Here is a 14,360-nt window from a genome sequence, read left to right on the forward strand (position 1 = left end):
TTTTGTATGCATTCCGCCAAAGCAGCCAAGCTAATGAAAGAGACCGAAAAAAGAGAGGCGAGATTCGCATGCTATGCCGTTCAAATGATGAACTGGAATTGCTCATTAGCCAGGCAAGAGCGTTTGCTGGGCAAGGAGAAGTGGCTCAATATATACCTGCTTTAGCTGCTGCTCATAAACATGAGCTGTCGGTAGCCTTGTATTATCCTGATGGTAAAGGATTTATGGCTGGGGATACGGAAGAAAATTTCACGCTCCAAAGCATTTCAAAAGTGCTTTCCTTAGCGTTGGCGCTTATCGATCAAGGGGAAGAATGCGTGTTCACCCGTGTTGGAAAAGAACCGACAGGCGACCCTTTTAATTCAATCGCTAAATTGGAGACCAACAAGCCTTCCAAACCGCTCAACCCAATGATTAATGCCGGGGCTCTTGCCGTTACTCATATGATTAAAGGAAACACAGCAGGGGAGCGGTTTGAACGTTTATTGGACTTTATCCGTTGTTTGACAGGAAATGAGACCATTACGTATAACAAAGAAATCGCCAAATCAGAATTTGAAACAGCCCATTTAAACAGGGCGCTTGTTTATTTTATGAAGGAGCATGGCGTCATTGATGAAGATGTAGAAGAGCTTATGGACCTTTACACAAAACAATGTGCGATTGAAATGAATTGTATCGATTTAGCGAGGGTCGGTTGTGTTTTGGCCATGGACGGATGCGATCCTGACACAGGCAAACAGCTTTTGCCTATAGACGTTGCCCGAATATGCAAAACATTTATGGTCACATGTGGCATGTACAATGCTTCAGGTGAATTTGCCATCAATGTCGGCATTCCAGCCAAAAGCGGAGTGTCAGGCGGAATTATGGGGGCCGTACCGAAAAAATGCGGGATTGGCATTTGTGGGCCGTCTCTCGATGAAAAAGGCAACTCCATTGCCGGGATCAAATTGCTGGAAATGATGGCCAAACGTTATTCACTCAGCATGTTTTAAGCTGTGCACAGACCAATAAAAACGCAGTTGTGCTCAATTAATAGTGTGAAAGAGTAAAAAAAGGCGGTGCCCTCCCCAGAAAAAGGGATGTTCTGCTAAAATGTTGAAACAAGGAGGCAATAAAATGGTGCACATTTTTAAAAGCGCTTACAAAATTATGACGGGCGTAGGAGCGATTTCCCATTTAGGTAGTGAAATAGCAAGGTTAAAAATGAACCACCCCCTTGTCGTAACTGATAAAATGATTAAGAAGGCCGGGCTGCTTGAGGAAGTAACAGTGGCACTTGCTGGGCGTAGTTATGGCATATTTTTAGAAGTGGAGCCAGAACCAGCATTTTCAGTTGTGGAAGCGTGCAAACAAACTTTTGTCGCTGGCGGCCATGATGGCGTGATTGCCATAGGAGGCGGCAGTGCCCTTGATACAGCGAAAGCGACGGCGGCTTACGTTCGTTATAACGGTGCACTTGCTGATTTGATTGGCACTGATTTAGTTCCTACAAAAGGGGTCCCACTCATTGCCATTCCGACCACAGCGGGAACAGGCTCCGAGGTAACGAATATTGCAATTCTGTCCGACAATGACGCTAAGCTAAAAAAAGGGATGGTTAGTGACCATTTGCTTCCTGATGTGGCAATCGTTTCTCCAGAATTATCGAGGACAACCCCTCCTGCTGTTACAGCTGCGAGCGGCATAGACGCCCTTGTCCATGGAATTGAAGCGTACTTATCTGTAAATGCATCGCCCCTTACAGATGCTTTCGCTCTTCAGGCAATTGAAAAAATTGCCCGGAATTTACCGGAAGCATACGCAAAGCCAACAACCCTCGCAGCACGGGAAGAAATGGCCGTTGCCAGCTTAATGGCTGGCATGGCATTCGGCAACGCCGGAGTTGGCGCTGTCCATGCCCTCGCTTATCCTCTTGGGGGAAGGTTTAACATGGCCCATGGTGTCAGTAACGCCGTGCTGTTGCCCTATGTAATGAGGGAGAACAAAGTTGCCTGCGTCGACCGGCTTGCTGTTATCGCAGAAGTGTTAGGCGTAAAGGAGATAGGGATGGGATCGAGTGAAGGGGCTGACCAGGCGATAAGCGCCATGGAGCGTCTTTGTGATCAAGTCCATATTCCAAGCAACCTTAGAGAGTTTGGCATAAGACGTGCAGACCTTACGGCTATGGCAGAAGATGCAAGCAAAATCGATCGGCTCTTAAAGAACAACCCCCGTCCGCTTGAGCGTGATACCATTTTGTCGATTTATGAACGAGCATGGGCAGGGCGGTGAGTGTAGTGTGTGCAGTAAAAAACGGAAATGGTGTTTTTCGAACATGAAAAGGAGTGAGCTTGTGATGAATCATGCACTGTTTATCAACAATGAGTGTGTAGCGACAGACGACATGATCGAAGTAGAAAATCCCGCGACAAAAGAAGTGATTGGCACCGTTGCAAATGGGGGAAAACAGGAAGCTTTAGCAGCAGTCGACGCTGCGGCGGCGGCATTGCCAGAATGGCGAGCAAAAACGGCAGCAGAACGAGGCGCGTACTTGCAAAAGTGGTACGAGTTAATTCAACGGGAGGAAGAAGAAATTGCCAAGTTAATGACACTAGAACAAGGGAAGCCTTTTGCAGAAGCCCTTGGTGAAGTCCGCTATGCCAACAGTTTCTTGTCTTGGTATGCAGAAGAAGGGAAACGTGTTTATGGCGAAACGGTCCCTGCGGCAGCAACCAATAAGCGTATATTTGTGCAAAAGCAAGCCATTGGTGTTATCGCTGCGATTACGCCATGGAATTTTCCCGCTGCCATGTTAACGAGGAAGCTAGGGCCTGCTTTGGCAGCAGGTTGTACAGCCGTTATGAAACCATCAGAGTTAACGCCATTTACTGCTTACCGGATCGTGGAATTGGCTAAAGTAGCAGGCATTCCAAAGGGTGTCGTTAATATGATTACAGGAGACGCCCAACAAATTGGGGAAACGTGGATGGCCGATGAACGGGTGCGAAAAGTGTCATTTACTGGTTCAACTCGTGTCGGCAAACTGCTGATGCGGCAGGCAGCCGATACTGTCAAAAAACTGTCGCTCGAATTAGGCGGTCACGCTCCTTTTATCGTAACTGCACAGGCTGATATTCAAAAGGCAGTAGACGGTCTCATTGCTTCAAAGTACCGCAATGGCGGACAGACATGCGTCTGTGCAAACCGCATTTACGTCCACGAGTCGATAAAAGCGCCTTTTGTAGAGGCTTTTGCTGCTGAAATGAAACAGCTAAAAGTAGGCAACGGCATGGAACCAGACAGCCACATTGGCCCTCTTATTAACGAAGCAGCGGTTGCAAAAGTGCAAAAGCATATTGAGGATGCACAGGCAAAAGGAGGCGAAGTGATCTTTGGCCAAGAAGCCGATGCCACAAAGGGCTACTTCCAAACGCCTGCCCTTATTGCCAATGCGACCGATGACATGCTTTGCATGAAGGAAGAAACATTTGGACCGCTTGCGCCGATTGCCACGTACACGTCAACGGAAGACGTGATTGAAAGGGCCAACCATTCCCCTTACGGTTTAGCAGCATATGTGTATTCAAATGACCTATCGGAAGCTGTTACGATTGCGGAAAGGCTTGAATACGGCATTGTCGGGCTGAATGATGGTTTGCCTTCGGTCGCCCAAGCGCCATTCGGCGGCATGAAAGAAAGCGGCCTAGGCCGTGAAGGTGGCCATTGGGGCATTGAAGAATATGTAGAAGTGAAATATATATCGTTGCAACTTTAAAGAGAACCACCCATTCCTCCGCGGGAATGGGTGGTTTAATCATATGTTATTTAAAAAAAGGCGATGCTTTGAGATTCGCCTCATCCCACAATTAATTCATCTCGTTCCTCAGTAGCTGCCTCTTCGATTCTGGGCAGCCTCTGCTTTTTTAAAAGGCAGCGGCGTCGGTTTGTTGATGGCCATCGTCAAAGTAGGGCGGAAAATCGTGTCATGCCATTTATCAGGCTGAAACGGAATAAACGGATAGAGATATGGAATGCCAAGGGACCTTAAATGGGCCATATGGATGATGACGGCGGTTGTCACAGCAAACATTCCTGCAAAGCCAAAGAAATGGGCTACGATAATCAACGTTATGCGAATAAAAAAAATCGGAGAAAGCAGCCCGCGGTTTAATACAGGAAAACTAGTTATATAACAAACGCCAATGACGACGATGGTAATCGGATGGAATAGGCTAACATTTGTAGCAATATCGCTAATGAGCATTGTGCCGATAAACGTCACTGCAAAAATCGTATTGCCAGGCAAGCGATAGGAGCCATCCATAATAAGCTGCAATAAAAGAATGACAAAGACAAGCTCGATTGTATAGGGGGCAAGGGTTTCATGGGTTTTCACAAGCTGGTTAGCCACTTCCGTCGGTATGTGACCGAGATGAAAACGGATGATCGCTACAGTAATAGCTGGAAAAAAGGTGGCAATAAAAAAATACAAATACCGAAGAGGACGTGCGCCAAAGCGGCCAAATTCGGATAAGTAATCGTCTTGGTTTTGGAAGAAATGAAAAAACAGGCTTGGTGCCAGAATCGCCAATGGCGATCCTTCTACGAGCAAGACAATTTTCCCTTTTGCCAATGCCAATGCGCACGCATCTGGGCGGTCGTTCGCCATTGTCCGAGGGAACAGAAACCCTTTCCCTTCGAGCGCGTCAGTTGCAATTTGCGAAATGATGAATTCGGCTACATGCACTTGTTTAAGCCTTTCGCGGACTTCTTTGACAAGGTCTGGATTCGTTTTTCCGTGAAGCGAGACAATCGCCATTTTTTTTGCAGCGTTTTCTCCGACTTCTAATGTTTCGATCGCTAATTCCGGGCTACGAAAATAATTACGGAGCAAATTCATGTTAACGTCAAGGCTTTCCGTCAAAGCCGATGCTGGCCCTTCATACACGCTGCTTGTAAGGGGCACGCTGACGCTGCGGACATTCCACATCGCGCAATCGATTAAAACAGGCTGTTCGTTTTTCAACAATACAACTGCTTGGCCGTTCATCATTTCCCGTTTTATTTGTTCCACAGTGGCATTTGGTAGCGGGGTGCCGTCTTTCAGCCAAGTCGTAACAGATTCAGTCGGGTATGACTGCTTTGCGAGACGGAAACGAGTAAGGGGATCAACGATTAACGCATGCAACTTATTTTGGTCGACAATCTCTTGAATGAATAGCACAAGCGCTTGGTCTGTCTCTAAAATCGGAATTTCCAGTGTTTGCACGCTGTTTGATTGGTAAAAAGCACTTTTAATGGCCGCAGCACATGCATTTTGATCCGTTGTCCTCATGCCATTTCTTCCTTATCTGTTGTTAGTTTCCAATTAGTATTAGGAATTAAGACGATGCTATACACAAAAAATGGATATTGTTCACCATTCCATGGGCAGTTGCGTAGGCTAGCAAAAAGGTTATAAAAAGGAGTTGCTCGTTTATGTACAATGGGCATGATTACCCAATGCGCTTTAGCCCAGGCACGTTTCCATTTCCGCCAACACAAGGTGGCCCACCTGGACCCCCGCCCACACAAGGAGGGTTTTTCCCAGGCCAGGGAGGCCCCCCGACGACTTCCACAGGTCAAGGAACGGGGGCGCCGCCTGGCCCGCCTCCTTCCCAAGCTGCTTTAAGCACTTTAGGGGCGCCTTCTGTTTTTGCTGTTGATCCTGGAGCGATCGCAGGCTGCCTGTTTCGTTATACGTTTATCCGCCTAAATAACGGCGAATCGTTTTGGTTTTACCCTACTTTTGTAGGCCGGCGCTCTGTAGCAGGCTGGCGTTGGTTTTTCTTCCGTTGGGTATTCTTTGGCATTGACACTGAGCGAATTGCTTCATTTCAGTGCGTGTGACAGTAACATCAATCAAATTGATTTAAAATGTAGACGAGAAAAAATGGGAATAGGTCGAGGGTTAGTTAGCATAGTCCAGCCAAACGACGACGTATGCGAGCCCTTGGCGACTGGCTGAAAGGAGGGGGAACCCTCCTTTTTTTGTTTTTCATAAGCAAAAGGCGAATATGGAAGGAAACGTGACTTTTAAGGAGGATATGAAAAGGAGCCTACTCTCTGCTCGACTTAGCACGACTCAGCCACATCAATCCAATTATATCCAACGATTAAGCGTTTGCATTTGTTGCCACGCCCCCCTATCATTATAGAAGGCAAAGAAAGTTGCCTATGTTCTTTCATAAAATTTTTCAAAAACGAACGTTTAGAATGATGAGAGACGGGTAAGGAAACAGTGTCTGGCAAAAACGAAATAATAAACGAAAAGGAGGCTGTTATGGTCCAGACACCAGTACTAACGTTAACAAAGCCAACCGTGGAAGATGGCGCGGCCATGTGGCAACTGGCGAAATCGTCTTCGCTCGATACAAACTCGTCCTACAAGTACATTATGATGTGCGAATATTTTGACGATACATGTATTGTGGCAAAAGATGGCGACGAAGTAGTAGGATTTATTACCGCTTTTATTCCTCCTAAACAGCAAGATACGTTGTTTATTTGGCAAATCGGGGTAGCAGCATCCCAACGGGGGCGAGGGCTCGGCCTTGACTTGATCAATAAGCTGATTGAGCGAGAGGCATGCAAGGATATCCGTTACGTGGAAGCAACGGTAACACCTTCGAACAAAGCTTCGCAAGCGTTATTCAGGAAATTAGCCCGAAGCCATCAAACAGACTGCCAAGTGTCTAGTTGTTTTTCGGAACAGTTATTTCCTGGAGATAGCCATGAACAAGAAAACACGTTTCGCATTGGACCACTTCGTTCTTAAACGAAAAAATGAAGGAGGAACAACAGACAGTGAATGAAACAATGAGCATTTTCAATGAATTGGAATCAGAAGTGCGTAGTTACTGCCGCAGCTTCCCGGCTGTTTTCACGAAGGCAAAAGGCTGGAAAATGTGGGATGAGGACGGAACGGAATACATCGACTTCTTTGCTGGAGCAGGGGCGCTCAATTATGGCCACAATGATGAAAAAATGAAGCGTGCTCTTATCGATTATATTGCCGATGACGGAATTACCCACTCACTTGATATGGCAACAAAGCCAAAAGCAGCATTCCTAAAAAAATTGAACGAAGTGATTTTAAAGCCACGAAAGCTCAATTACAAAGTGATGTTTCCTGGTCCAACAGGCACAAATACAGTTGAATCAGCCCTGAAGCTGGCTCGCAAGGTGACAGGGAGAACAGAAATCATCAGTTTTACAAATGGCTTCCACGGAATGACAATCGGGTCGCTTTCGGTAACAGGGAATGCTTCTAAACGAAAAGGTGCAGGCATCCCTTTGACTAATGTTGTAACGATGCCGTATGACAAATTTGGAGACGAAGAAGTCGATACACTTCGTTATCTCGAACAGTTTTTACATGACAATGGCTCTGGAGTAGACATTCCGGCGGCCGTCATTCTCGAAACTGTTCAAGGAGAGGGCGGCATTAATGCCGCACGTATGGAATGGTTACAGCAATTAGAGCGCATTTGCAAGAAATACGACATTTTAATGATTATTGATGATGTTCAGGCGGGAATTGGACGCACAGGGACGTTTTTTAGCTTCGAGGAAGCAGGTATTACGCCTGACATTGTCTGCCTGTCTAAATCAATTGGCGGGTATGGATTGCCATTAGCTCTCACCCTTTTCAAACCTGAACTTGATATTTGGGCTCCGGGCGAGCATAATGGCACATTCCGTGGAAACAACCACGCCTTTATTACAGCAACGGCAGCATTGTCCTACTGGGAAGACCCATCGTTTGAACAAGCGATTAAAGACAAGTCAAAGAAAATCCATGCTTTCTTAACGAAACTTGTTGACTCATATCCAGAAATGGATGGTTGTGTAAAAGGAAGGGGCTTTATGGCTGGAATCGGTTCAAAAGTAGACGGCCTAGCTGGAAAAGTAGCGGCTGAAGCATTTAAGCGCGGCTTAATCATGGAAACGGCCGGTCCAGAAGATGAAGTCTTTAAGCTGTTCCCGCCGCTCACCATTTCAGATGAGGACTTAGAAAAAGGCTTTGCCATTATAGAAGAAAGTGTACGCGCCGTCCTTGGCGTAAAAGAGCCTGTCACCACTTAAACAAGCGTTAGTTACTTAATCATTGGAGGAGAGAAAATGAAAGTAGTCAAACTGGCAGACATTATTGGCACGAACCGGGATGTAGACGGCGGCAATTGGCGGAGCCAGCGGATTGTTGTCGAGTCAGACGGTATGGGTTATTCTTTGCATGACACGCAAATTAAAGCTGGCACAGAAACGCATCTTTGGTACAAATACCATCTTGAATCGGTTTACGTGATTGAAGGGGAAGGCGAAGTGGAGACGGTAAAAGATGGAAAAGTATGGCCCGTCAAGCAATACGAATGTTATGTGCTCGACAAAAATGATGAGCACTTACTGCGGGCGAAGACGGATATGCGCATGGTCTGTGTGTTTAATCCACCCGTTACTGGCGAAGAAGTTCATGACGAAGACGGTGCCTATCCTCTTCCAGAACATATGAAGCCTTTAAACTCATAGAGCGGGAAAAAGAATGAAATCGACAAAGGGCAATGGCTCTTTGTCTTTTTTTTGTCCGCTTCCTTTACAAACGTTTTACAAAATATTTGCTTCCCTCTCATTAGAAATTAATAGCCTGTCTTTATACTAGACATGTATTTAACCAACAAAGGGGTGGAGAGACTGTGTGGAAGAAACATGCAGCCTTGTTATCGACACTAGGCACGGTCACTGTTTTAGCAGCTTGTGGCGGCACGGAAGGGGCAACCACGAGTGAAGAGAAAGTCACGATTGAGTATTGGCATGTAAACAACGAAGACTGGGGCGGCAAAGCAATTAAAGAGCTGGTCGAACAGTTTAATGCTTCCCAGGATCGAATTGAAGTAAAGGAATCTTTTCAGCCTGGAAATTATCAAGGGCTGTTGCAAAATGCCCAGGCGGCGCTAAGTGGAGGGAATCCACCTGATGTCGCGCAAATTGGCTACAACTACATAGCTTATGTCGACCAAAACGTGCCTTATGTCCCTGTGTCCGAACTAGCGGCTAATGATGAAGAGGGGGAAGCGTTTTTAAACGAATCTTATCTCGACAATATTAAAGCGCTTGGGTATTCCAACGATAAAGAAACATTGGCTGGATTGCCTTATGCCTTAAGCAATCCAATTATGTATGTCAATGCAGATTTGCTAAAAGAAGCTGGCTGGAATGTAGACGAGCTGCCGCAAACATGGGATGAGATGCAGGAAATGGCCAAAATGGTAAAGGAAAATACAGGGGAGTACGGCCTCTATGTTCAACAGCCCCCAGATAGCTGGGCGGAGTACTCACTTGTTCGTTCAAATGGCGGGGATTTCCTCGATTTTAGTAGCGACGAAGTTGTATCAACCATCGGTTCCCCGGAAAGTGTGGAAGTGTTTGATATGCTTGGACGCATGATTGAAGACCAACATGCCCTCCATGTGACGTGGGAAGAAGGCATACAGGCATTTGCCACAGGAAAAGTCGGGATGATGATGACAACCGTAGGCCGCCGGGCTGCGATTGAAGAACAAAGCAACTTTGATTTGCGTTCCGTCGAAATTCCAACCTTTGGGGATAAAGAGCGCCAAGTAGCTGCTGGCGGGAATGCGCTGTTCTCATTTTCACAGGATCCAGAGAAACAGGCAGCGGCGTGGGAATTTATGAAGTATTTATCAAGCCCAGAAGCCATGGAAATTTGGGTTGAAGGGACTGGTTATCTACCGCCGGTCAAGGGACTGGCAGAAGATCCAGATACGTTAGGTCCTTTTTTTGACGAAAATCCGATCATGCAAACCGCTAATCGGCAAATGGAATCGATTGTCCCTTGGATCAACTTTCCGGGTGCAAATGGTTTGCAGGCAGAGCAAGCGATTCTAGATGCAAGGGATCAAATTTTTGACGGTGCCGATGCGGAATCGGTTTTGAAAGAAACAGAATCAAAAATTAATGGATATATTCAATAAGCGAGAGGCGGACATACAATGAGTGTATATATCAACTTGCTTCCTTTTATGAAAAAAATTAACGATGCCCCAGCTTTTTTACAGGATTGGGGTGGCGGAGTTGAAATCTCGACAGACGGCCCCCATTGGCATGGCGATACCGATTGGGCTCAGGAGAAAGAGCGGTTTGCTTCCTATGCAGGAGACATTGGCGTCCACTTGCCAATTTGGGAATTAAACTTGGCCTCTGTCCAGTTCCCTCAATATGCGGCCTATTCCTTTGAAGCATACCGTACGTACTTAGAATGGGCTTCTACATTTGCAAGCCATGCTGTGCTCCACACTCATCTATACAACATGCCTTTGTTTCACCGAGAAGAAGCACAAGCTTTATCGAAGCATTACATAAAACAGCTCGGTGATATCGCTGAACAAAAGGGCATCATGCTATTGGTTGAAAATGTCGGTTTTCACGATAAGATGCTATTTGATGAACGGGAATTTGTCCAATTGTTCGAGGAAATTCCGGCGATTCAAGCATTGCTTGATGTCGGCCATGCCACAATTAACAATTGGGATATAGCAAATGTGATTGAAGCGCTAGGGACAAGGCTGTCTGCTCTTCATTTGCATGATAATGACGGCGAAAATGACTTGCATTTGCCAATTGGCGCAGGAGTGACACGCTGGAATGAGATTTGGCAGGCCGTTGCCGAGCAAACACACTCTCTGCGATTAATTTTAGAATATGACGAGTCAGCATCACTAGAAGTGTTGAAGCGCCACGGCAACGAGCTTTTACAAGCAGGAAAAGTGGTTGGGAAGATAAACGTATGAAGATGAAACCAGCAAGCGGTTGGCTGCAGCGGATAAAGCCGCTTTTGTTTATCGCTCCTGCGATGCTGCCGATTGTTCTCTTTATTTTCGTTCCTCTAGTTCGCTCGATTTATTGGAGCTTTTTAGAATGGAATATGGTTAGTCCAACCAAAACATGGGTCGGTTTAGACAATTACGTCGAATTGTTTTCAAATCGCGAGTTTTTAAACGCATCAGCGAATACGCTATGGTACATGGGCATGCTGCTCGTCCTAATCTTGTTTGTTCCTTACATGACAGCCTACGGAGTCACGCAAGTTTCAGGGCGGTGGCAACATTTTTATCGTGGCGCTCTTTTTGTACCGCACGTGCTGTCCCTTGCGGTTGCGTCTGTCATCTTCTTATGGTTATACAATCCATTGATTGGCTCAGTGAATGAAATTCTCCGTTTCTTTCAACTTCCCGATGTCAACTGGCTAAATGATGCCAATTGGGCGCTGTTTGCGATTACGCTTGTCGTGGCCTGGAATACGTTTGGCTATCACTTTATTGTGTTGCTTGCTGGAATTTTAAGTGTCCCTGAAGAAGTGAAGGAATCGGCCCGTGTAGAAGGAATGAAAAGCAAACTTGGCATGTTGCGCCGGATTGTTTTTCCGCTTACAGGACCAACAATTTTGTTCGTATTTGTGTTAACGACCGTAATGGGCATCCAATTTGCTTTTGTGCCGATTCAAATGCTAACCAATGGCGGCCCAGACCAATCAACAAGCAATTTGGTGTTCTTAACGTATCAGTATGGGTTCCAGTTTTTTCGCACAGGACTTGGGTCAGCAACTGCCGTGTTAACGTTTTTGTTTTTTGTTCTGATCATTTTGCTTCAGGCTAAAGTGCTTGATCGGAGGGTCCATTATGAAAGTTAACGGATGGCATTTGTTATTGGCGATTTGCCTGGTCCTTAGTTTTTTTCCGGTTTTGACAATGGCGGCAACCGCTTTTCTTGAAACAAGCCAGTTGTTTGCAGGTGGTTTGCAATTATTGCCGATTCCGCCTACATTAGACCATTTTAGCCAAGTGTGGGAGTCGATCCCGATTTTACGCTATATGGGCAACTCTTTCTTCGTCGCAACAGTGGTTACATTGATACAACTGTTCACTAGCATCCTTGCTGCTTACGGGTTTACTCAATTTCAATTCCGTGGAAGAGAGTTTTGCTTTTACTTGGTTATTGCGAGCATCTTCATTCCTATTCAAGTGACGATGCTGCCAAACTATATTCTGTTAAGTGATTTAGAGCTTGTAAATACCTATTTCGGTTTAATAGTGCCGCAAATCGCAAATGGGATCGGCGTTTTCCTGTTAAGGCAATCGTTTCGGTCTGTTCCTGCCAGCCTAATTGAATCTGCTCGCGTGGACGGGGCAGGGGATTGGCGCAGGCTTTGGAAAATTTTATTCCCGTCGGTTAAGCCATCGGTGATTGCTCTAGGCATTCTCTTTTTTATTACGACATGGAACGAATATTTATGGCCGTTACTAATGATTAACGACAACGACTTGATGACGATGCCTCTGGCTTTGCAAGAATTTATAAGTGCAGAAGGGGGCACATCGTGGGGGCCGATGATGGCTGTCGCATTTCTTGCGTCTGTCCCGCCACTCGCTGTGTATTTGTTGTTGCAGCGACATATTATGAGCAGCTTTTTGCATACAGGGGTGAAGTAGCGATGACAGAAGATAAAAGCATTGTGTTTACACAAGTAGAGAAAAACTTTGGGCAGACAAATGTCATTCCGCCAATGGATTTAATGATTAACAGCGGCGAACGCCTTGTGCTTCTTGGGCCTTCTGGATGCGGCAAGTCGACATTGTTGCGACTGATCGCGGGTCTGGAACAGCCTACGTCAGGCACGATTTTAATGGGCGGGCAAGCAATGGCAGGGGTTGACGTTGCCGATCGCAATGTGGCAATGGTTTTCCAAAACTATGCCCTTTATCCCCATATGACCGTGTTTGATAACATCGCTTTTTCGCTCACGATTCGCAAAAAGAAAAAGCAAGACATACGCGAAGCAGTTGAATATGCCGCCGGACTGGTCGAATTAAAGCCGTATTTAGGGCGCAAACCTGCCGAACTTTCCGGCGGCCAACGTCAACGGGTCGCCCTTGCCCGAGCGGTCGTTAAACAAGCGCCGTTTTTCCTGTTGGATGAACCATTGTCCAATCTTGATGCGCTTTTGCGTGTGTCCGCACGCAATGACTTAATTGAACTTCATAACCGCTTGAAACAAACGATGGTCTATGTCACGCACGACCAATTAGAGGCAATGACAATTGGACAGCGGATCGCCGTGATGAATGGCGGTGTTATCGAACAAATTGGGACGCCTGAAGACATTTACGAAAAGCCCAAAACACGATTTGTCGCCACTTTTATCGGCACGCCGCCAATGAATATGCTGCCAGCTGATGCATTTGCCGACAGGGCGATGATTCCCGGAGTTACAGAAATAGGTGTAAGGCCCGAGCACATTATGTTTAAGAAGCTCCCAGAAGCGTGTGTCCTTCACGGGGAATATGTTCGCAAGGAATACATTGGTTCACGCTATGTCCATTACCTCACCATCAATGGCGTCACTATCCAAGTCGTGGCAGGGACAGAATCTTATACAACTGGGCAAAAAGTCGATCTCTCGATTCCGCCAGAGCATCTTCACTTTTTTGATGAAGCCGGCAATCGGATTGAAGTAAGCGCTAATGAACGGCATGAACGATTGGCCGTTCATGCCTAACTAAAAAACGCTGCCACTCACAAACTACAGAGATAGAGATTTAAAGTAAACTTGGTAAGGAATAGGCCTAGGGAAGCGTCATAAGGACAATGGAACAAAGCTTCTATTGTCTTTTTTAATTTGTCATATACATAGTGGAAGTAGAAAACGAAAAATTTTTTGCAAAAACAGGTTTATTTCTTCTGAAAGTGGGTATGAAAGGGAAGGTAATTCTATTTTTTTCAAAAATTATGGCCGGATGTGCGATTAGCTTCTCAAACATGTTTTTACCGATGAGAAGAGTTTGCAGGGTACGGATCATCTGATCTTAGTACATAATTGAGGGTACAAGTTTGTGCGCGTGGTAACCTCACTTTTAATCTATAACGATGGGGGTAGCAAGTTTTTGGCATTTAAACCCCTATAAATGAACGAATGATTAACTTTTTACTATAGAAGTTTTGACAATAAGGGATTTTAAGAGGAAGGAAAAAATGAAAAGAATTACTTGGCGGTCTTATAGTATTCTTATTATTAGTGTACTCCTTGTCCTAAGTATTCTGTTGTTGGACTTTATTTCGCAATATGTTAATCAATTCACGTTAAAACTATATGGTTCTTTCATACCCTTAAGTATATTTGCTATATTTGTCTTAGCAGTAATTTGTTTTTGTTCAAAGACAGAGAACAAGGTAATACCAATCATAGCTTCGTTCATAGCCTTTGCAGGAATTGCTATAATTGCTTTCTTTGTGTATTTCGGAGCCAACTTTGCTAATTGACT

The 14,360-nt window shown here is 45.6% G+C and carries 13 protein-coding genes; 12 read left to right on the plus strand and 1 reads right to left on the minus strand.

Features of this window, described 5'->3' with window-relative positions; all coding sequences use genetic code 11:
• Nucleotides 1-68: 68 nt before the first annotated feature.
• The 3 genes from glsA to BUC05_RS16600 all read left to right on the plus strand — a co-directional run bounded on the left by glsA (nucleotide 69) and on the right by BUC05_RS16600 (nucleotide 3,760).
• Complete coding sequence (gene glsA / locus BUC05_RS16590; protein WP_011245190.1) at nucleotides 69-998, plus strand: glutaminase A; 930 nt, start codon at nucleotides 69-71, stop codon at nucleotides 996-998.
• A gap of 124 nt (nucleotides 999-1,122) precedes the next feature.
• Entirely contained in the window at nucleotides 1,123-2,277 is a 1,155-nt protein-coding gene (locus BUC05_RS16595) for an iron-containing alcohol dehydrogenase (protein ID WP_035202302.1), read from the plus strand.
• 64 nt (nucleotides 2,278-2,341) lie between these two features.
• Nucleotides 2,342-3,760, plus strand: coding sequence for an NAD-dependent succinate-semialdehyde dehydrogenase (locus BUC05_RS16600; RefSeq protein WP_035202304.1), 1,419 nt, complete (start codon nucleotides 2,342-2,344; stop codon nucleotides 3,758-3,760).
• A 108-nt stretch (nucleotides 3,761-3,868) separates the two neighbouring features.
• Here BUC05_RS16600 and BUC05_RS16605 read toward each other — a convergent pair whose 3' ends face one another.
• On the minus strand, nucleotides 3,869-5,320 hold the full coding sequence (locus tag BUC05_RS16605) for a spore germination protein (RefSeq protein WP_011245193.1): 1,452 nt from the start codon (nucleotides 5,318-5,320) through the stop codon (nucleotides 3,869-3,871).
• Between the two features lie 143 nt (nucleotides 5,321-5,463).
• Between BUC05_RS16605 and BUC05_RS16610 the strand changes: the two genes are divergently transcribed.
• From BUC05_RS16610 to BUC05_RS16650, 9 genes are all read left to right on the plus strand, one after another.
• Nucleotides 5,464-5,874, plus strand: a complete 411-nt coding sequence (locus BUC05_RS16610; protein WP_011245194.1) for a hypothetical protein — start codon at nucleotides 5,464-5,466, stop codon at nucleotides 5,872-5,874.
• Between the two features lie 433 nt (nucleotides 5,875-6,307).
• Nucleotides 6,308-6,802, plus strand: a complete 495-nt coding sequence (gene ectA / locus BUC05_RS16615; protein WP_050748926.1) for a diaminobutyrate acetyltransferase — start codon at nucleotides 6,308-6,310, stop codon at nucleotides 6,800-6,802.
• Between the two features lie 29 nt (nucleotides 6,803-6,831).
• On the plus strand, nucleotides 6,832-8,112 hold the full coding sequence (gene ectB, locus BUC05_RS16620; RefSeq protein ID WP_011245196.1) for a diaminobutyrate--2-oxoglutarate transaminase: 1,281 nt from the start codon (nucleotides 6,832-6,834) through the stop codon (nucleotides 8,110-8,112).
• Nucleotides 8,113-8,148: 36 nt separating this feature from the next.
• Nucleotides 8,149-8,553, plus strand: a complete 405-nt coding sequence (locus BUC05_RS16625; protein WP_011245197.1) for an ectoine synthase — start codon at nucleotides 8,149-8,151, stop codon at nucleotides 8,551-8,553.
• A 164-nt stretch (nucleotides 8,554-8,717) separates the two neighbouring features.
• A complete protein-coding gene (locus BUC05_RS16630; protein WP_011245198.1) occupies nucleotides 8,718-10,016 on the plus strand; it encodes an ABC transporter substrate-binding protein in 1,299 nt (432 codons plus the stop codon).
• An 18-nt stretch (nucleotides 10,017-10,034) separates the two neighbouring features.
• Entirely contained in the window at nucleotides 10,035-10,832 is a 798-nt protein-coding gene (locus tag BUC05_RS16635) for a sugar phosphate isomerase/epimerase family protein (protein WP_011245199.1), read from the plus strand.
• On the plus strand, nucleotides 10,829-11,731 hold the full coding sequence (locus BUC05_RS16640) for a carbohydrate ABC transporter permease (RefSeq protein ID WP_235360804.1): 903 nt from the start codon (nucleotides 10,829-10,831) through the stop codon (nucleotides 11,729-11,731). Before BUC05_RS16635 ends, BUC05_RS16640 begins: the two co-directional genes overlap by 4 nt.
• Nucleotides 11,721-12,530 carry a carbohydrate ABC transporter permease gene (locus tag BUC05_RS16645; RefSeq protein ID WP_011245201.1) on the plus strand — a complete coding sequence of 270 codons (810 nt, stop codon included), beginning with the start codon at nucleotides 11,721-11,723 and terminating at the stop codon, nucleotides 12,528-12,530. Before BUC05_RS16640 ends, BUC05_RS16645 begins: the two co-directional genes overlap by 11 nt.
• Nucleotides 12,531-12,532: 2 nt before the next feature.
• On the plus strand, nucleotides 12,533-13,597 hold the full coding sequence (locus tag BUC05_RS16650; protein WP_211182820.1) for an ABC transporter ATP-binding protein: 1,065 nt from the start codon (nucleotides 12,533-12,535) through the stop codon (nucleotides 13,595-13,597).
• Nucleotides 13,598-14,360 lie beyond the last annotated feature (763 nt).

Origin of the sequence: Shouchella rhizosphaerae, from assembly GCF_900142675.1 — a bacterium.
Classification (GTDB): Bacteria; Bacillota; Bacilli; order Bacillales; family Bacillaceae_D; genus Shouchella; species Shouchella rhizosphaerae.

Bases quoted from the DNA above. Each gene is read 5' to 3' on its own strand.
- glsA (WP_011245190.1), top strand. From the start codon at position 69: ATGCTATGCCGTTCAAATGATGAACTGGAATTGCTCATTAGCCAGGCA.
- BUC05_RS16595 (WP_035202302.1), top strand. From the start codon at position 1,123: ATGGTGCACATTTTTAAAAGCGCTTACAAAATTATGACGGGCGTAGGA.
- BUC05_RS16600 (WP_035202304.1), top strand. From the start codon at position 2,342: ATGAATCATGCACTGTTTATCAACAATGAGTGTGTAGCGACAGACGAC.
- BUC05_RS16605 (WP_011245193.1), bottom strand. From the start codon at position 5,320: ATGAGGACAACGGATCAAAATGCATGTGCTGCGGCCATTAAAAGTGCT.
- BUC05_RS16610 (WP_011245194.1), top strand. From the start codon at position 5,464: ATGTACAATGGGCATGATTACCCAATGCGCTTTAGCCCAGGCACGTTT.
- ectA (WP_050748926.1), top strand. From the start codon at position 6,308: ATGGTCCAGACACCAGTACTAACGTTAACAAAGCCAACCGTGGAAGAT.
- BUC05_RS16625 (WP_011245197.1), top strand. From the start codon at position 8,149: ATGAAAGTAGTCAAACTGGCAGACATTATTGGCACGAACCGGGATGTA.
- BUC05_RS16635 (WP_011245199.1), top strand. From the start codon at position 10,035: ATGAGTGTATATATCAACTTGCTTCCTTTTATGAAAAAAATTAACGAT.
- BUC05_RS16640 (WP_235360804.1), top strand. From the start codon at position 10,829: ATGAAGATGAAACCAGCAAGCGGTTGGCTGCAGCGGATAAAGCCGCTT.
- BUC05_RS16645 (WP_011245201.1), top strand. From the start codon at position 11,721: ATGAAAGTTAACGGATGGCATTTGTTATTGGCGATTTGCCTGGTCCTT.
- BUC05_RS16650 (WP_211182820.1), top strand. From the start codon at position 12,533: ATGACAGAAGATAAAAGCATTGTGTTTACACAAGTAGAGAAAAACTTT.